At 72.0% G+C, this 17,036-nt stretch carries 13 protein-coding genes; 8 read left to right on the top strand and 5 right to left on the bottom strand.

Translation table 11 applies throughout. The features are described 5' to 3' along the window. The first annotated feature begins 67 nt into the window (after nt 1–67). Nucleotides 68–1,513: an aldehyde dehydrogenase family protein gene (locus tag ACFVVO_RS25835; RefSeq protein ID WP_390057961.1), complete on the top strand. Its 1,446-nt coding sequence runs from the start codon at nt 68–70 to the stop codon at nt 1,511–1,513. 250 nt (nt 1,514–1,763) lie between these two features. Here ACFVVO_RS25835 and ACFVVO_RS25840 read toward each other — a convergent pair whose 3' ends face one another. Beyond that, a complete protein-coding gene (locus tag ACFVVO_RS25840; protein ID WP_390058026.1) occupies nt 1,764–1,931 on the bottom strand; it encodes a hypothetical protein in 168 nt (55 codons plus the stop codon). Nucleotides 1,932–2,021: 90 nt separating this feature from the next. Beyond that, a complete protein-coding gene (locus ACFVVO_RS25845; protein ID WP_390057962.1) occupies nt 2,022–3,035 on the bottom strand; it encodes a LacI family DNA-binding transcriptional regulator in 1,014 nt (337 codons plus the stop codon). Between the two features lie 313 nt (nt 3,036–3,348). On the opposite strand from ACFVVO_RS25845, the gene ACFVVO_RS25850 reads away from it, so the two are divergent. Then, a complete protein-coding gene (locus tag ACFVVO_RS25850; RefSeq protein WP_390057963.1) occupies nt 3,349–5,286 on the top strand; it encodes an acyl-CoA dehydrogenase family protein in 1,938 nt (645 codons plus the stop codon). A gap of 29 nt (nt 5,287–5,315) precedes the next feature. Here the strand turns inward: ACFVVO_RS25850 and ACFVVO_RS25855 are convergent, their stop codons facing one another. Continuing rightward, nucleotides 5,316–5,777, bottom strand: a complete 462-nt coding sequence (locus tag ACFVVO_RS25855; RefSeq protein ID WP_390057964.1) for a hypothetical protein — start codon at nt 5,775–5,777, stop codon at nt 5,316–5,318. A 277-nt stretch (nt 5,778–6,054) separates the two neighbouring features. Between ACFVVO_RS25855 and dxr the strand changes: the two genes are divergently transcribed. From dxr to ispG, 3 genes are all read left to right on the top strand, one after another. Continuing rightward, entirely contained in the window at nt 6,055–7,320 is a 1,266-nt protein-coding gene (gene dxr / locus ACFVVO_RS25860; RefSeq protein WP_390057965.1) for a 1-deoxy-D-xylulose-5-phosphate reductoisomerase, read from the top strand. Then, on the top strand, nt 7,317–8,621 hold the full coding sequence (locus tag ACFVVO_RS25865; protein WP_390057966.1) for a M50 family metallopeptidase: 1,305 nt from the start codon (nt 7,317–7,319) through the stop codon (nt 8,619–8,621). Before dxr ends, ACFVVO_RS25865 begins: the two co-directional genes overlap by 4 nt. A 170-nt stretch (nt 8,622–8,791) precedes the next feature. Continuing rightward, nucleotides 8,792–9,949 carry a flavodoxin-dependent (E)-4-hydroxy-3-methylbut-2-enyl-diphosphate synthase gene (gene ispG, locus ACFVVO_RS25870; RefSeq protein WP_390057967.1) on the top strand — a complete coding sequence of 386 codons (1,158 nt, stop codon included), beginning with the start codon at nt 8,792–8,794 and terminating at the stop codon, nt 9,947–9,949. 342 nt (nt 9,950–10,291) lie between these two features. Here ispG and ACFVVO_RS25875 read toward each other — a convergent pair whose 3' ends face one another. Further along, nucleotides 10,292–12,142, bottom strand: coding sequence for a SpoIIE family protein phosphatase (locus tag ACFVVO_RS25875; protein ID WP_390057968.1), 1,851 nt, complete (start codon nt 12,140–12,142; stop codon nt 10,292–10,294). 267 nt (nt 12,143–12,409) lie between these two features. Between ACFVVO_RS25875 and ACFVVO_RS25880 the strand changes: the two genes are divergently transcribed. From ACFVVO_RS25880 to ACFVVO_RS25890, 3 genes are all read left to right on the top strand, one after another. Next, nucleotides 12,410–13,258: a GNAT family N-acetyltransferase gene (locus ACFVVO_RS25880; RefSeq protein WP_390057969.1), complete on the top strand. Its 849-nt coding sequence runs from the start codon at nt 12,410–12,412 to the stop codon at nt 13,256–13,258. A gap of 21 nt (nt 13,259–13,279) precedes the next feature. Further along, nucleotides 13,280–13,813, top strand: coding sequence for a GNAT family N-acetyltransferase (locus tag ACFVVO_RS25885; RefSeq protein WP_390057970.1), 534 nt, complete (start codon nt 13,280–13,282; stop codon nt 13,811–13,813). 109 nt (nt 13,814–13,922) lie between these two features. Further along, nucleotides 13,923–15,626, top strand: a complete 1,704-nt coding sequence (locus ACFVVO_RS25890) for a proline--tRNA ligase (RefSeq protein ID WP_390057971.1) — start codon at nt 13,923–13,925, stop codon at nt 15,624–15,626. 461 nt (nt 15,627–16,087) lie between these two features. Here ACFVVO_RS25890 and ACFVVO_RS25895 read toward each other — a convergent pair whose 3' ends face one another. Next, nucleotides 16,088–16,996, bottom strand: a complete 909-nt coding sequence (locus ACFVVO_RS25895) for an aminoglycoside phosphotransferase family protein (protein WP_390057972.1) — start codon at nt 16,994–16,996, stop codon at nt 16,088–16,090. Nucleotides 16,997–17,036: the final 40 nt, after the last annotated feature.

Raw genomic sequence — 17,036 nt, forward strand, 5'->3', positions numbered from 1 at the left:
GCCCCCGCCCTACCGTGGACCACGAACCGAAAGCACACCCACAACGCGGAAGGGCCGGGACGACTCAATGACTTCCACCCACGCCTTCTGGCTCGCCGGCCGCCAGGCCACCGGCGAGGACACCTTCGACGTCACCTCCCCGTGGGACGGCCGTCTCGTCGGCAAGGTCAGCGTGCCGACCGAGGCCCAGGTCGAGGAGGCCGTGGCCGCCGCGTACGCCGTCCGTGAGGACTTCGCCGCCACCCCGGCCCACGTGCGGGCCGCCGCCCTCGACCACGTCAGCAAGCGTCTGGTCGAGCGCACCGAGGAGATCGCCCAGCTGATCTCCGCCGAGAACGGCAAGCCGATCAAGTGGGCCCGGGGCGAGGTCGGCCGTGCCGTCTCCGTCTTCCGGTTCGCCGCCGAGGAGGCACGCCGCTTCAACGGCGGCGAGGCCCAGCGTCTGGACACCGACGCCGGCGGCCAGGGCCGGCTGGCGCTGACCCGCCGCTTCCCCAAGGGCGTCGTCCTCGGCATCGCGCCGTTCAACTTCCCGCTGAACCTGTGCGCGCACAAGATCGCCCCGGCCATCGCCGCCGGCGCCCCGATCATCCTCAAGCCCGCCCCGGCCACCCCGCTGTCCGGCCTCATCCTCGGTGACCTGCTCGCCGAGACCGAGCTGCCCGCCGGTTCCTGGTCGATCCTCCCGGTCGCCAACGACCGGATGCCCGCCCTGGTCCAGGACGAGCGCCTGCCGGTGATCTCCTTCACCGGTTCGGAGAAGGTCGGCTACGCGATCATGGACTCGGTGCCGCGCAAGCACTGCACCCTGGAACTCGGCGGCAACGGCGCGGCCGTCGTGCTCGGCGACTTCGCGAGCGACGAGGACCTGGACTGGGCCGCGACCCGCATCGCGACCTTCTCCAACTACCAGGGCGGCCAGTCCTGCATCTCCGTGCAGCGGGTCATCGCGGACGCCTCCGTGTACGACCGTCTGCTGCCGCGCATCGTCGCCGCCGTCGAGGCCCAGGTCACCGGTGACCCGAGCGACGCCAGGACCGACGTCGGCCCGCTGGTCAGCGAGGACGCCGCCAGGCGCGTCGAGTCCTGGGTGGACGAGGCCGTCGCCGCCGGGGCGAAGCTGCTCACGGGTGGCGAGCGCGACGGCGCCTCCTACGCGCCGACCGTCCTCACCGAGGTGCCCGCCGACACCACGATCTCCTGCGAGGAGGTCTTCGGGCCGGTCCTCACCGTGCGGAAGGTGGACGGCGAGGCCGAGGCCTTCGCCGCCGCCAACGACTCCAAGTACGGCCTCCAGGCGGGTGTGTTCACCCACGACCTGCAGGTCGCCTTCCGCGCCCACCGCGCCCTCGAGGTCGGCGGCGTCGTGATCGGCGACGTGCCGTCCTACCGCGCCGACCAGATGCCGTACGGCGGCGCCAAGCAGTCCGGTGTGGGCCGTGAGGGCGTGCGGTTCGCGATGGACGACTACACATACGAGCGCGTGCTGGTCCTCACCGGGCTCGCGCTCTGACCTGACACGAACAGGTCGGCAAGACGGCCGGAGCCCACTGTGCGGGGGCTCCGGCCGTCTCCCTTTTCCGGGCCGGCTGACCGGCTCAGCGGGCGAGCCAGGGGACGCGGCACGCGTGCGGTGCCGTTCCCTTCCGGGCAGAGGGCCCCGAATGACTGTCCTGCGGACCGCCCGCCAGGGCCGCAGGGAGCGGACCCGAGGGACGCACGGCTCGACCGGTTCCCGCGCGCCGCCGCTCTCCTTGGGATGCTCAGGGCGCACTGCTCGGCCAGGACGTCGTAGGCGTCGGCGGCCGGCGTCCCGCCGCCCAGGACGGTGCGGCCGGTGGTAGCGCGCCGTCCCGCTCGCGGAAGGTGCCGACGGTGGGGGAGGACTGCGCGAGGCTGACCTTGGGCTGAATTCCGGCAGGCTGGTTCACGGGCATGCTCCTGAAGGAGTGCAGACAGGGAAGGCAGGCAGCGGTGTGCCCCGGGCGGCCGGGGCGAGGGGTGGGAAGGCGAGGGAAGGGTCAGGGCGCGGCGGGCGCCGGCCCCGTACTCGCCCGTACCGTCAGCTCGGGCGTGATCAGCACGACCTCGTCGCCGCCCCGCCCGTCCAGCTTGGCCATCAGGTGTTCCACGGCGTGCCGGCCCATCTCCTGCGCGGGGATGGCGACCGAGGTCAGCCGTACCGAGGCCCGCACGGCGACCTGGTCCGGGCAGATCGCGACCACGGAGACGTCCTCGGGCACCGCCCGGCCCTGCTGGCGCAGCAGGGCGAGCAGCGGCTCCACCGCGGACTCGTTCTGCACGACGAACCCGGTGGTCCCGGGCCGCTCGTCCAGGATCCGGGCCAGGGTCACGGCCATCGCGTCGTACCCGCCCTCGCAGGGCCGGTGCAGCAACCGGACGCCCGCCTGCCGGGCCCGGGAGCGGAGCCCGTCGAGGGTGCGCTCGGCGAAGCCGGTGTGCCGCTCGTACACGGCAGGGGCCTCGCCGATGACAGCGATGTCGCGGTGCCCGAGCCCGGCCAGATGCTCCACGCACAGTGCGCCCGTCGCCGTCCAGTCCAGGTCGACGCAGGTCAGCCCGCCGGCGTCGGCGGGCAGGCCGATCAGCACGGACGGCTGGTGCGAGCCGCGCAGCAGCGGCAGCCGCTCGTCCTCCAGTTCCACGTCCATCAGGATCATCGCGTCGGCGAGCCCGCTGCCGGTGACCCGGCGCACCGCGTCGGGGCCCTCCTCGCCGGTGAGCAGCAGGACGTCGTACCCGTGGGCGCGGGCCGTGGTGGCCACCGCGATGGCGATCTCCATCATCACCGGCACGTACAGGTCGGTGCGCAGCGGGATCATCAGCGCGATGATGTTCGACCGGCTGCTCGCCAGGGCGCGGGCCCCGGCGTTCGGGTGGTAGCCGAGCTCCCGGATGCTCTGCTCGACCCGTTCCCGGGTGGTGGCGGAGATGGACCGCTTGCCGCTGAGGACATAGCTCACCGTGCTCGCCGAGACTCCGGCGTGCTGGGCGACCTCGGCGAGGGTGACCATCCAGCTCTCCAAGCTTTGTGAAGCGCTTCGACACGGCGCATGGCTGACAAGGGCGAGTGAGGGTGTCTCGACAGTAGCCCCAGTGCGAGTGGGTGTGCATAGGCTGTCGAAGCGCTTCGACAGCAAATCCCCGGGGCCCGAAGTGCCGCAGGAAACCAGTACACCTCGCCGTCACCGGCCTTCGGCGGCCATTCCACCCGAACGGCGCGCGAGGGGTGGTGAGGTCGGCCCGTTTCGGGTACCAACGATCCAGTAGCACCGGTCGGTAGTGAACGACCCTCAATGATCCCTCTTCGCGGCGAGGTGAGCCTCAATGTCCGCCCCCACCACCCAACGCACCAACGTCACCGAACGTGAGGCCCGCCAGGTGGCGGAGGCCGCCCGGGAACAGGACTGGCACAAGCCGAGTTTCGCCAAGGAACTGTTCCTCGGCCGCTTCCGGCTCGACCTCATCCACCCCCATCCGCTCCCCGACGCCGAGTCCGTACGGCGCGGCGAGGCGTTCCTGGCCGAACTGCGCGCCTTCTGCGAGTCGACGGTCGACTCCGCCCGCATCGAACGCGAGGCCCGCATCCCCGACGAGGTCATCACGGGCCTGAAGGAACTCGGCGCCCTCGGCATGAAGATCGACCCGAAGTACGGCGGTCTCGGCCTGACCCAGCTCTACTACAACAAGGCGCTGGCCCTGGCCGGCTCCGCCAGCCCCGCGGTCGGCGCCCTGCTCTCCGCCCACCAGTCGATCGGCGTACCGCAGCCGCTGAAGATCTTCGGCACCCAGGAGCAGAAGGACGCCTTCCTGCCCCGCTGCGCCCGCACCGACATCTCCGCCTTCCTGCTCACCGAGCCGGACGTCGGCTCCGACCCGGCGCGCCTGGCGACCACGGCCGTGCCCGAGGGCGACGACTACGTCCTCGACGGGGTGAAGCTGTGGACCACCAACGGGGTCGTCGCCGACCTGCTCGTCGTCATGGCCCGGGTGCCGAAGTCCGAGGGGCACAAGGGCGGCATCACCGCCTTCGTGGTGGAGGCCACCGCCGAGGGCGTCACCGTGGAGAACCGCAACGCCTTCATGGGGCTGCGCGGCATCGAGAACGGCGTCACCCGCTTCCACCAGGTCCGGGTGCCCGCCGCCAACCGCATCGGCCCGGAGGGCGCGGGTCTGAAGATCGCGCTCACCACCCTCAACACCGGCCGGCTGTCGCTGCCCGCGATGTGCGCCGGTGCCGGCAAGTGGTGTCTGAAGATCGCCCGGGAGTGGGCGGCGGAGCGGGAGCAGTGGGGCAAGCCGGTCGCGCTGCACGAGGCCGTCGGCTCCAAGATCAGCTTCATCGCGGCCACCACCTTCGCCCTGGAGGCCGTGCTCGACCTGTCCTCGCAGATGGCCGACGAGGACCGCAACGACATCCGCATCGAGGCCGCCCTCGCCAAGCTCTACGGCTCCGAGATGGCCTGGCTGATGGCCGACGAACTGGTCCAGATCCGCGGCGGCCGCGGCTACGAGACCGCCGAGTCCCTGAGGGCGCGCGGCGAGCGGGCCGTCCCCGCCGAGCAGATGCTGCGCGACCTGCGCATCAACCGCATCTTCGAGGGCTCCACGGAGATCATGCACCTGCTGATCGCCCGCGAGGCCGTCGACGCCCACCTCTCGGTCGCCGGTGACCTCATCGACCCCGACAAGACCCTCTCGGACAAGGCGAAGGCGGGCGCGAACGCGGGTGTCTTCTACGCCAAGTGGCTGCCGAAGCTGGTCGCCGGGCCCGGACAACTGCCGTCTTCCTACGGCGAGTTCAAGCGCGAGGTCGACCTCTCCGGCCACCTTCGCTACGTCGAGCGGCACGCCCGCAAACTGGCCCGCTCCACCTTCTACGCCATGTCCCGCTGGCAGGGCCGGATGGAGACCAAGCAGGGCTTCCTCGGCCGGATCGTGGACATCGGCGCCGAACTGTTCGCGATGAGCGCGGCCTGTGTCCGCGCCGAGCGGCTGCGCAACGAGGGCGAGCACGGCCGCGAGGCCTACCAGCTCGCCGACGCCTTCTGCCGCCAGGCCCGCATCCGGATCGAGGAACTCTTCGGCCGCCTGTGGGCCAACACCGACGACCTCGACCGCAAGGTGGTCAAGGGAGTCCTCGGCGGCGCCTACACCTGGCTGGAGGAGGGCGTGGTCGACCCGTCCGGGGACGGCCCGTGGATCGCCGACGCGACCCCCGGACCGTCCGCACGGCCGAGCGAGCGGCGCCCCTTCGGCGCCTGAACATCCCGTCCCGGACAGGGCACCTGGGCTCAGACGCCCCAGGTGCCCTGGTTCGAGGCGCAGTTCCAGCCGGTGCCCTTCAGGGTGAACTTCACCTTGTAGGAACGGGTGTTGAGCAGGTGCGTGGGCACCTTCACCCCGAGGCTGGTCTTCTTCTTGAGCGTCGTGGTGTACACGGACACCGTCCTGGTCGTGTTCTTGGTGACCTTGCCGCCCTTCGCCTTGGCCGTGCCGAAGCGGATGTTGCGGACGTTCGTGACGGTGAACGTGACCTTCTTGAAGCTCTTGCTGGTGCTCTTGTTCTTGATCCCGAAGTACAGGCCGCCGTTGGTCACCCAGCCGTGCGAGTCGACGTAGAAACGGCTCGGGTAGACCAGGTCGACCGGGCAGCCGGTGCTCGTCCCCGTCGCGGCCGACGCGACACCGCCCAGACCGAGCTGAGCGGCGGTGACGACCCCCGCCGCCGCCAGGACGGTCGCGGTCGTGCGCATGCGGTTCATCGTGGTGTCTCCTCCCCCTGTGAGCCACTTGGACTTGGCTCCAGCGGGCAGAATGCCATGAGCGAGGGCCCCGCGCCCGGGAATTCACCCGGTCCGGCGGTACTCGCGGTCGCGTCGTTGACGCCCCGGGCATGGATGATTTTCACGCCAGACCCACATCAGGAGACATACGGACAATCAACTCGTTCCGTCGACGAAAACAGGTGACGCGCCCTTCCATGAGGGACGTCCTGTCCGGACGGCCGCCGCTTGCGGCGACAATGGGGGAATGACCGACAGTCCCGCCAGCCCCGCGCCCCTCGCCGACCCGCACCTCGTGTACGACCCCCTCGCGGGAGACGGCCCGAAGGACGTGGTGATCCTCGGCTCCACCGGGTCCATCGGAACCCAGGCCATCGACCTCGTACTGCGCCATCCCGACCGCTTCCGGGTCACCGCCCTCTCCGCGAACGGCGCCCGCCCGGCCCTGCTCGCCGAGCAGGCGCACCGCCTGCGGGCGCGGACCGTCGCGGTCGCCCGCCAGGACGCCGTGCCGGCCCTGCGCGAGGCGCTGACCGGGCTCTACGGCGCCGCGGAGCCGCTGCCCGAGATCCTCGCCGGACCGGACGCGGCCACCCACCTCGCGGCCTCCGACTGCCACACCGTGCTGAACGGCATCACCGGGTCCATCGGCCTCGCGCCCACCCTGGCCGCCCTGGAGGCGGGCCGCACCCTCGCGCTCGCCAACAAGGAGTCGCTGATCGTCGGCGGCCCGCTGGTCAAGGCGCTCGCCAAGCCCGGGCAGATCATCCCGGTCGACTCCGAGCACGCCGCGCTGTTCCAGGCCCTCGCCTCCGGCACCCGCGCCGACGTGCGCAAGCTCGTCGTCACCGCGTCCGGCGGCCCCTTCCGCGGCCGGACCAGGGCGGAGCTGGCGAACGTCACCGTCGAGGACGCCCTCGCGCACCCCACCTGGGCGATGGGCCCGGTGATCACGATCAACTCGGCGACCCTCGTCAACAAGGGCCTGGAAGTCATTGAGGCGCACCTGCTCTACGACATTCCCTTCGACCGCATTGAGGTCGTCGTGCATCCGCAGTCGTATGTCCACTCGATGGTCGAGTTCACCGACGGATCCACGATCGCCCAGGCGACGCCCCCCGACATGCGCGGGCCCATCGCCATCGGTCTGGGCTGGCCCGAACGCGTCCCGGACGCGGCGCCCGCCTTCGACTGGAGCAAGGCCTCCACGTGGGAGTTCTTCCCGCTCGACGACGAGGCCTTCCCCTCGGTGAACCTCGCCCGGCACGTGGGGCAGCTCGCGGGCACCGCTCCGGCGGTGTTCAATGCCGCCAACGAGGAATGCGTCGAGGCGTTCCGCAGCGGCGCACTGCCCTTCAACGGGATCATGGAGACCGTCACCCGGGTGGTGGAGGAGCACGGCACCCCGGACACGGGAACCTCACTCACCGTGTCGGACGTCCTCGAAGCGGAGACCTGGGCCCGGGCCAGGGCCCTCGAACTGACAGACCGGACCGCGGAGGCGCGTGCATGACGACCTTGATGTTCATCCTCGGCATAGTGGTCTTCGCGGTCGGCCTGCTCGTCTCCATCGCGTGGCACGAGCTGGGCCACCTGTCCACGGCCAAGCTCTTCGGCATCCGCGTCCCGCAGTACATGGTCGGATTCGGCCCGACCATCTGGTCGCGCAGGAAGGGCGACACCGAGTACGGCATCAAGGCCGTCCCGCTCGGCGGCTACATCCGCATGATCGGCATGTTCCCGCCCGACGACGCCGGCCGGGTCTCCGCCCGCTCCACCTCTCCGTGGCGCGGGATGATCGAGGACGCCCGCTCCGCCGCCTTCGAGGAGCTGAAGGAGGGCGACGAGACGCGCATGTTCTACACGCGCAAGCCGTGGAAGCGCGTCATCGTCATGTTCGCCGGCCCGTTCATGAACCTGGTGCTCGCGATCGGCCTGTTCCTCACCGTGCTGATGGGCTTCGGCATCCAGCAGCAGACCACCACCGTCGCCTCCGTCTCGCCCTGCGTCATCGCGCAGAGCGAGAACCGCGACAGCTGCAAGAAGTCCGACCCCGCCTCCCCGGCGGCGGCCGCCGGCATGAAGAACGGCGACCGCATCGTCTCCTTCGCCGGCACGCCGACCGGGGACTGGAACACGCTGTCCGACCTCATCCGGGACAGCGCGGGCAAGGACGTCGCGATCGTCGTCGACCGCAAGGGCCAGGAGCTGACCCTGCACGCGAAGATCGCCACGAACCAGGTCGCCAAGAAGGACTCCGGCGGAACCTACGTCCAGGGCCAGTACGTCAAGGCGGGGTTCCTCGGCTTCAGCTCCGCCACCGGCGTCGTCAAACAGGACTTCGGCCAGTCCGTGACCTGGATGACCGACCGGGTGGGCGACGCCGTCGACTCGCTCATCGCCCTGCCCGGCAAGATCCCCGCCCTGTGGGACGCGGCCTTCGGCGACGGCCCGCGCGAACCGGACTCCCCGATGGGCATCGTCGGCGCGGCCCGCGTCACCGGCGAGATCGCCACGCTGGACATCCCGGCCTCGCAGCAGCTCGCCATGGCCGTGTTCGTGGTCGCCGGGTTCAACCTCTCCCTGTTCCTGTTCAACATGCTCCCGCTGCTCCCGCTCGACGGCGGGCACATCGCGGGCGCCCTGTGGGAGTCGCTGCGGCGCAACGTGGCCCGCGTGCTGCGCCGTCCGGACCCGGGCCCCTTCGACGTGGCGAAGCTGATGCCGGTGGCGTACGTGGTGGCGGGGATCTTCGTCTGCTTCACGATCCTCGTGCTGATCGCCGACGTCGTTAACCCGGTGAAAATCTCCTAGCCACCGGATGGTGGAAGGCGGCCCGGGACACCGTATTCCGGGCCGCCTTCCAATGAGTGTGTTTGCCGGGTGGGATGTGCCCGCGCACGCGCCGGTGCCGTAATCTCGAAGCCTGGAGCCCGCCGATCACGGGACCGGATCTTGATCCACGACTTGGGGTTGCACAGCAGATGACTGCGATTTCTCTCGGCATGCCGTCCGTTCCGACCAAGCTCGCCGAGCGCCGGAAGAGCCGGCAGATCCAGGTCGGAACCGTGGCGGTCGGCGGAGACGCGCCCGTATCGGTCCAGTCGATGACCACGACCCGTACGTCCGACGTGGGCGCGACCCTGCAGCAGATCGCCGAGCTGACCGCGTCCGGCTGCCAGATCGTCCGGGTCGCCTGCCCCACCCAGGACGACGCCGACGCCCTCGCGACCATCGCGCGCAAGTCGCAGATCCCGGTGATCGCGGACATCCACTTCCAGCCGAAGTACGTCTTCGCCGCCATCGAGGCCGGCTGCGCCGCCGTCCGCGTCAACCCCGGCAACATCAAGCAGTTCGACGACAAGGTCCGCGAGATCGCGCGGGCCGCCAAGGACCACGGCACCCCGATCCGGATCGGCGTCAACGCGGGCTCCCTGGACCGGCGGCTGCTGCAGAAGTACGGCAAGGCCACCCCGGAGGCGCTGGTCGAGTCGGCCCTGTGGGAGGCGTCCCTCTTCGAGGAGCACGACTTCCGCGAGATCAAGATCTCGGTCAAGCACAACGACCCGGTCGTGATGATCGAGGCCTACCGGCAGCTCGCGGAGCAGTGCGACTACCCGCTGCACCTCGGCGTCACCGAGGCCGGCCCCGCCTTCCAGGGCACGATCAAGTCCGCGGTCGCCTTCGGCGCCCTGCTCTCCCAGGGCATCGGCGACACCATCCGCGTCTCCCTCTCCGCGCCTCCCGTGGAGGAGGTCAAGGTCGGCAACCAGATCCTGGAGTCCCTGAACCTCAAGCAGCGCGGCCTGGAGATCGTCTCCTGCCCGTCCTGCGGCCGCGCCCAGGTCGACGTCTACAAGCTCGCCGAAGAGGTCACCGCCGGTCTGACCGGTATGGAGGTCCCGCTCCGCGTCGCCGTCATGGGCTGCGTCGTGAACGGCCCCGGCGAGGCCCGTGAGGCCGACCTCGGCGTCGCCTCCGGCAACGGCAAGGGCCAGATCTTCGTCAAGGGCGAGGTCATCAAGACCGTCCCGGAGTCCAAGATCGTGGAGACCCTCATCGAGGAGGCCATGAAGCTCGCCGAGGCCATGGAGGCCGACGGCGTGGCCTCCGGCGAGCCCGAGGTCTCGGTAGCGGGCTGAGCCCCCACACGGACCGGCCCGGGAAACGCCGGGCCCGCTCCCCCCTGTCGCGCGCCCGTGCCGGGCCCTGCGCCGGAACGTCCTGCTGGACGCATCCGGGGCGGCCCCGGTGCGGGGCGTCCGGCTGTCGGGGAGGCACGGAGGCGGCGGCGCGGCGAGGTCGACGGGCGTGTCCGTGGGTCCCCGGCGGCGCGTCGGGCGCTCACGACGGCCGGCCGCGAGCTTGGCGGCGCCGGGTCCGTCCACTCCACTCGTTCGCCCCGTGTCAGGCCCCGTCCCCGGGCGTGCCGCGGAACGGAGCGGGAGTCCCCCGGCGAGCCGGGCGGGATGCGTCGGGTCCCTTCACTCCTCTGGTTCGCCTCGTGTCGGGTCCTGTACCGGGGCGTCCTGCTGGACGGACCCGGGGGCGGCGCGGTCCGGGGCGGCCGGGCTGTAGGAGGACTGCGGAGGCGGCGGGGCGCTGCGGTCGCCGGGGGCGCCCGCGCCGGCGGCCGGCAGACGCAGCGCGAGCAGGGCGACGTCGTCACCGCTCGGCCCTATCCGCTTCAGCAGCTCGTCGCAGAAGTCGTCCACGGTCCCCTCGTCCAGCCGCCGGGCCAGCATGGAGGCGTGGTGGCGCAGCTTGGCCATGCCGAGGTCGATCGGCCGGTCCCGGCTCTCCACGAGACCGTCGGTGTAGAGCAGCAGCGTGCACTCGGCGGGCAGTTCCTCGGAGGCGTCCGGCCAGCTCAGGCCCAGGTGCAGGGTGGCGCTCATGCCGATCAGCGGCCCGTGCCCGCCGGTCAGGAACCGCGCGTCGCCCTCATGGGTCACCAGCAGCGGCGGCGGGTGCCCGGCGTTCACCCAGCGCAGCCGCCAGGGACCGCCCAGGGGACCCTCGATCCGGGCGAAGAGCAGCGTGGCCATCGGGGCGTCGCTGGTGTTCGTCACCGCCTCGTCGAGGCGGCGCATGATCACGCTGGGCGGCTCCCGGTCCACCCAGGCCAGACCCCGCAGCATGTTGCGGACCTCGGCCATGTGGGCGGCGGCCTCCAGGTCGTGGCCCACCACGTCCCCGATCACCAGGGCCATCACCCCGTCGCTGAGCAGGAAGGCGTCGTACCAGTCGCCGCCGATCTCCATCGCCCGCTGCGCGGGCAGATAGCGCGCGGCCATCCGCAGGTGGTTCACCTGGGGCAGCGGGGCCAGCAGCTGGCGCTGCATGGTCGCGGCGACGTTGCGCTGCTCCTCGTAGAGCCGCTCGTTGTCCAGCACCAGCGCCACGCGCCAGCCCAGGTCGGCGAGGAGCCCTACCTCGGCGTCGGTGAACGCGGGGGACGCCTCGGCGCGGCCGACGGTCAGCATCCCGTAGTGGTGCCGGCGGGCGCGCAGCGGTACCACGACGGCCGAGCGACCGCCGAGCCGCTCGAACAGCGGCCCGTGGGTCGCGGCGAGCGGGGCGTCCCGGTCCCGCAGCTCCTCCGCGACCAGCAGCACGGGCTCCTCGTTGTTCGTCGCCCGCGTCAGCGCCCGGCGGGCCCTGGGCGGCAGCGGCGGCAGTGGTCCCTCCAGCCGTTTCGCCCGGTGCGGGTGCGCCGGACAGCGGACGGCGACCCGCTCCAGCGCCCCGGTCCGCTCCGAGCGCAGGGCCACCGCGGCCCAGTCGCCCAGCTCCGGGACGAGCATCCGCAGCACCCGGCGCATCTGGGCGGTCGGGTTCCGGGCCGAGATCAGCACGGAGGAGATCTTCGACACCAGGTTCAGCCGGGCCGTCAGCGCCTCCAGGGCGGTGGTGCGCGCCGTCGCCCGCCGCTCGGCCTCCCGGTGCAGGCTGAAGTCGCTGAAGACGATCGCCAGCCCAGCCCTGCGGCCCGCCAGCCGCAGGGGAGTGGTCGCCCAGATGATCGGCAGGGTCGTGCCGTCGGCGCGCAGGAAGTGCTCCTCACTGCCCTGCCCGACGGACCGGTTGTCGTGCAGCGGTGCCCGCATCAGGCACTGTTCGCGGGGCACCGCGCTGCCGTCGGGGCGGCGGTGCAGCAGGTCGTGCGCGTCATGACCGAGCATCTCGCCCGCCGTCCTGCCCAGGAGCCGCTCGGCCCACGGGTTGACGTACGTGATGCGCCCGGCCAGGTCGATGGTGAAGACACCGGTGCCCAGATCGCGCAGGATCGCGTGCGGGAGCTCCGGCTCACGGCTCGCGGCTGCCCCGCTCATGTCCTCACGCCCTCGTCGTCGTACCGGACGGCCGTCCGGTGTTCCGGCACCGCGCGTTCCGGCACCGCACCCACCGCGTTCCCGTCGCCGTCCGAAAAATGGCTTCTTGTGGCATTTTCACCTTTACCCGCAGGCCGCTCCGCCTTCGGCACGGCGTGTTGCCGCCCGCCCCCCTGCGAGCCCTGGGCCCGGTACCGGGGGCGGCGCCGCCCAGAATCCGCAGGTACAGTGCGGAGATCAGCAGAACCCCAGCGTGAGGCCCCGCCCGTGTTGACCCAGACCACCTCCCGGGTGCTCGAACCGAGCGACCTTGACGCCGCGCTCGCCGTCCTCGACCGCGAGCCGGTCGCGAACGCCTTCGTGACCTCCCGGGTGCAGGTGGCGGGCCTCGACCCCTGGCGGCTCGGCGGCGAGATGTGGGGCTGGTACGAGGACGGCATGCTCACGTCCCTCTGCTACGCCGGCGCCAACCTCGTCCCCATCTGCGCCTCCCCGCGCGCGGTGCGCGCCTTCGCCGACCGCGCCCGCAGGGCCGGCCGCCGCTGCTCCTCCATCGTCGGGCCCGCCGACTCCACCGCCCAGCTGTGGCGCCTGCTCGAACCGCACTGGGGCCCGGCCCGCGAGGTCCGCGCCCAGCAGCCCCTGATGGTCACCGACCACATGCCCCACGACATCGCCCCGGATCCCTACGTCCGTCGCATCCGCAAGGACGAGGTGGAGACGATCATGCCGGCGTGCGTGGCGATGTTCACCGAGGAGGTCGGGGTGTCCCCGCTGGCCGGGGACGGTGGCCTGCTGTACCAGGCCCGGGTGGCCGAGCTCGTCGGCTCCGGCCGCTCCTTCGCCCGCCTCGACGAGCACGGCAGGGTCGTCTTCAAGGCGGAGATCGGCGCGGCGACCCCCCGGGCCTGCCAGATCCAGGGCGTGTGGGTCGCCCCCGAGTACCGGGGCCGGGGCCTGGCGGCGCCCGGCATGGCGGCGGTGCTGCGCTACGCCCTGGCCGACGTGGCGCCCGTGGTCAGCCTGTACGTGAACGACTTCAACACGGCGGCGCGACGAACGTACCGCCGGGTGGGCTTCCAGGAGGTGGGAGCCTTCATGAGCATCCTCTTCTGAGGCCCCTGTACCCTCCCCGACATGGACCTCGTGATCGGCCCCTTGGACCTCGCAGCCCACGTGGACGAGGCGTTGTCCGTCCAAGCCCTCGCCTTCGGACTGGGCCCGGAGGAAGTCGCCGTACGCCGCCAGATCGTCCAGCGCCACATGCAGTACCCGGGAGCCCGGGCCTTCGGCGCGACGACCCCGCAGGGCCACCTCGTGGGTTTCGTCTACGGCATGCCCAACTCCCGCGGCCACTGGTGGTCCACCGTCGTGGAGCCCTACCTCCGCGCCCGGCGGAACGAGTTCTGGCTGGACGACTCCTTCGTCATCACCGAGCTGCACGTCCACCCCGACCACCAGAACCGGGGCATCGGCCGCCGCCTGATCACCACCATCACCGACAGCGCCGACGAACCCCGCTCGATCCTCTCCGCGATCGACACCGAGAGCCCCGCCCGCGGGCTCTACCACTCCCTCGGCTACATCGACCTCGCCCGCCAGGTGCACTTCCCGAGCGCCGCCAAGCCGTACGCAGTGATGGGCGCCCCCCTGCCGCTACGCCGGGGTTAACCGATTTCCACCGGCACAGCCCGCCCGGCTAACCTCCTATGCCATCACCATCCCCCGTTCTCGGCCGCGCTCGAGCGGGGGACCCCCATCCGGCAGGAGTACGAGAACCATGGCGAACGCACCGGTCCAGCGCATGTCCCAGTTGATGGCGAAGACGCTGCGCGACGACCCGGCCGACGCCGAGGTCCTCAGCCACAAACTCCTCGTCCGCGCCGGCTACGTCCGCCGCACCGCCGCCGGCATCTGGTCCTGGCTGCCGCTCGGCAAGAAGGTCCTCGCCAACGTGGAGCGGATCGTCCGCGAGGAGATGGACGCCATCGGCGGCCAGGAGGTCTCCCTCCCCGCTCTGCTGCCGCGCGAGCCCTACGAGGTGACCGGTCGATGGGACGAGTACGGCCAGGAGCTGTTCCGGCTGAAGGACCGCAAGGGCGGCGACTACCTCCTCGGCCCGACCCACGAGGAGATCTTCACCCTGCTGGTCAAGGACCAGTGCACGTCCTACAAGGACCTGCCGGTGATCCTCTACCAGATCCAGTCCAAGTTCCGTGACGAGGCCCGCCCCCGCGCCGGCATCCTGCGCGGCCGCGAGTTCCTGATGAAGGACTCGTACTCCTTCGACCTCGAGGACGAGGGCCTGGCGAAGTCCTACGCCCTGCACCGCCAGGCCTACCAGCGCATCTTCGACCGGCTCGGCCTCGACTACCGCATCTGCGCGGCCACCGCCGGCGCCATGGGCGGCTCGAAGTCCGAGGAGTTCCTCGCTCCGGCCGAGGCCGGCGAGGACACCTTCGCGGACTGCCCGAACTGCGACTTCGCCGCCAACACGGAGGCGATCACCTACGAGCTGAAGCCGGTGGACGGCTCGGACGTCCCCGCGCTCGAGGAGATCCCCACCCCCGACACCCCGACCATCGAGACCCTCGCCGCCTCGCTCGGTGTGCCGGCCTCGGCCACCCTGAAGAACCTGCTGGTCAAGGTGGGCGGCGAGATCGTCGCCGTCGGCGTGCCCGGTGACCGCGAGGTGGACCTCGGCAAGCTGGAGGAGCACTTCGCCCCGGCCGGCGTCGAGATGGTCACCGAGGCGGACTTCGCCGGCCGCCCCGACCTGGTGCGCGGCTACGTCGGCCCGCAGGGCCTGGGCGACAAGGTCAAGTACCTCGCCGACCCGCGCGTGGCCCCCGGCACCGCCTGGATCACCGGCGCCAACAAGGAGCACACGCACGCCAGGAACGTGGTCGCCGGCCGTGACTTCGAGGTCGACGAGTACGTGGACGTCGTGGTGGTGCGCGACGGCGACCCCTGCCCGAAGTGCGGCACCGGCCTGAAGCTGGACCGCGCCATCGAGATCGGCCACATCTTCCAGCTCGGCCGCAAGTACGCCGACGCCCTCAAGCTGGACGTCCTCGGCCAGAACGGCAAGCCGGTCCGCGTGACCATGGGCTCCTACGGCGTCGGCGTCTCCCGCGCCGTCGCCGCCCTCGCCGAGCAGCACGCCGACGAGCACGGCCTGGTCTGGCCCAAGGAGGTCGCCCCGGCCGACGTGCACGTCGTCGCCGCCGGCAAGGCACTGCAGACCGAGCTGGCGCTCGACGTCGCGGAGCGGCTGCGGGCCGCCGGCCTGCGCGTCCTGGTCGACGACCGGGCCGGTGTCTCCCCGGGCGTCAAGTTCACCGACGCCGAGCTGATCGGCGTACCGCAGATCCTGGTGGCCGGTCGCCGCTCCGCCGAGGGCGTGCTGGAACTCAAGGACCGCAGGACCGGCGAGCGCGAGGAACTGTCCGTCGAGGACGCCACCAACCGCCTGTCCGCCTGACACCGGCGGCCCGCGCCCCGCGCCCCGTTCGGGGACGCGGGGCGTTCTGCCGTGGGCGCCCTGGGTGTTTACGTGGGTTCGCGCCGGGTCGCCGCCGCGTCCATGCCGTGCTCGGGCTCGTGGCCCGGCAGGCCGGGCGTCGAGTGGCCGTTGACGCGCCTCGGCGTCCCGCAAGGAGCCGTTGCGGGCGGGTGGCTCGTGCATCGGGCCGGAAGGCGCGGGGCTTGGCGCCTGTCGGGTTCCTGCCGTGTCGGCGCCGCGCTCGGGCTCATGGCGGCGGCCGGCGGACCCGGTCCCAGGGCGGTCACCGCGCGCGTCCGGCGTCCCCAGGAGGAGAGCCCGGGCGCGGGAAGACAGCCTGGGCGCTCCGGGCCCCGCCGCGTCGGTGACCTTCCCCGGCCGTGCGCCACACGCGCCGACGCCTCAGCGCGTCTCGCCGTACCGGCCGTTGCCCGGCGGGGCTACAGCCAGCCCGCGAATTCGAGCAGCAGCTCCGCGTCCTTCGGGCGGCCCACCCGGAGGGCCCGGGCTCCGGACTCCACCGCGCGGAACAGGGTCCAGCCGCGCAGCCGGTCCAGGTCCACCTCCAGTGACTCCGCGAGCCGCTTGATCCGGCGCCGGGTGGTGGACGCGCCGGACGGGTTGGCGATCAGGTCCTCCACCCGGTCGCGCACCAGCCGCGCGAGGTCGAAGGCACACTCGCCGACCACCGGGTCCGGGCCCACCGCCAGCCAGTGCATCCGCTCCCCGGCGAGCACCTTGCTCTGCCGGAACGTGCCGTGCAGCAGCCGGTGGTCCGGCGGTGCGGCCAGCAGCTCCTCACGGGCCGTGAGCGCCGCGTCCACCAGCGGTGCCGTCTCCGGCTCGGCCAGCGCGCCCGCCCGCATCGCCTCCGCCTGCCGCCCGGTCCGCTCCGCCACCGTCTCGAAGGCGTGCCCGCCCGGCGGCTCGACCCACAGCCGCCGCAGCGTCCCCGCCGCCTCCAGCAGCGCCTTCGCCTCCGGCAGCGACCGCACCGAGACGTCCGGGTGCAGCCGCTCCAGCAGCAGCACCCCGTCCGCACTGTCCCCGGCGTCCGACTCCAGCAGCTGTACGGCACCCCGTCCCGCCCAGTGCGCCAGCGCCGCCCGCTCGCTCTCCGGCCGGGCCCGGTCCGGAGCCAGCTTCAGCACCGCCGGCGTGCCGTCCGCCCGCCGGACCAGTACCACCAGGCTGCTGCGGCCGCCCGGCACCTGGACCCGCTCCACGGTCAACTCGCGCCGCGCGACCGTCCGTTCGGCCGTCTCCGGCAGCCGCGCCAGCCAGTCGTCCCCGGCCGGCGCCGTCTCACCGAGCGCCCGCACCAGCCGCCGGGGCGGTTCGAAAACCATGCGCGAGTCGTTTCCTTCCTCTCCTGGGCCTGCCCTGCGG

The sequence above is a fragment of the Streptomyces sp. NPDC058145 genome (genome assembly GCF_042884245.1).
In the GTDB taxonomy this organism is placed as follows: domain Bacteria; phylum Actinomycetota; class Actinomycetes; order Streptomycetales; family Streptomycetaceae; genus Streptomyces.

What these genes read in the sequence shown, in the direction of transcription:
- ACFVVO_RS25885 (WP_390057970.1), top strand. Translation starts at nt 13,280, where the DNA reads ATGGACCTCGTGATCGGCCCCTTGGACCTCGCAGCCCACGTGGACGAG.
- ACFVVO_RS25875 (WP_390057968.1), bottom strand. Translation starts at nt 12,142, where the DNA reads ATGAGCGGGGCAGCCGCGAGCCGTGAGCCGGAGCTCCCGCACGCGATC.
- ACFVVO_RS25855 (WP_390057964.1), bottom strand. Translation starts at nt 5,777, where the DNA reads ATGCGCACGACCGCGACCGTCCTGGCGGCGGCGGGGGTCGTCACCGCC.
- ACFVVO_RS25835 (WP_390057961.1), top strand. Translation starts at nt 68, where the DNA reads ATGACTTCCACCCACGCCTTCTGGCTCGCCGGCCGCCAGGCCACCGGC.
- ACFVVO_RS25890 (WP_390057971.1), top strand. Translation starts at nt 13,923, where the DNA reads ATGGCGAACGCACCGGTCCAGCGCATGTCCCAGTTGATGGCGAAGACG.
- ACFVVO_RS25850 (WP_390057963.1), top strand. Translation starts at nt 3,349, where the DNA reads ATGTCCGCCCCCACCACCCAACGCACCAACGTCACCGAACGTGAGGCC.
- ACFVVO_RS25845 (WP_390057962.1), bottom strand. Translation starts at nt 3,035, where the DNA reads ATGGTCACCCTCGCCGAGGTCGCCCAGCACGCCGGAGTCTCGGCGAGC.
- ACFVVO_RS25895 (WP_390057972.1), bottom strand. Translation starts at nt 16,996, where the DNA reads ATGGTTTTCGAACCGCCCCGGCGGCTGGTGCGGGCGCTCGGTGAGACG.
- dxr (WP_390057965.1), top strand. Translation starts at nt 6,055, where the DNA reads ATGACCGACAGTCCCGCCAGCCCCGCGCCCCTCGCCGACCCGCACCTC.
- ACFVVO_RS25865 (WP_390057966.1), top strand. Translation starts at nt 7,317, where the DNA reads ATGACGACCTTGATGTTCATCCTCGGCATAGTGGTCTTCGCGGTCGGC.
- ispG (WP_390057967.1), top strand. Translation starts at nt 8,792, where the DNA reads ATGACTGCGATTTCTCTCGGCATGCCGTCCGTTCCGACCAAGCTCGCC.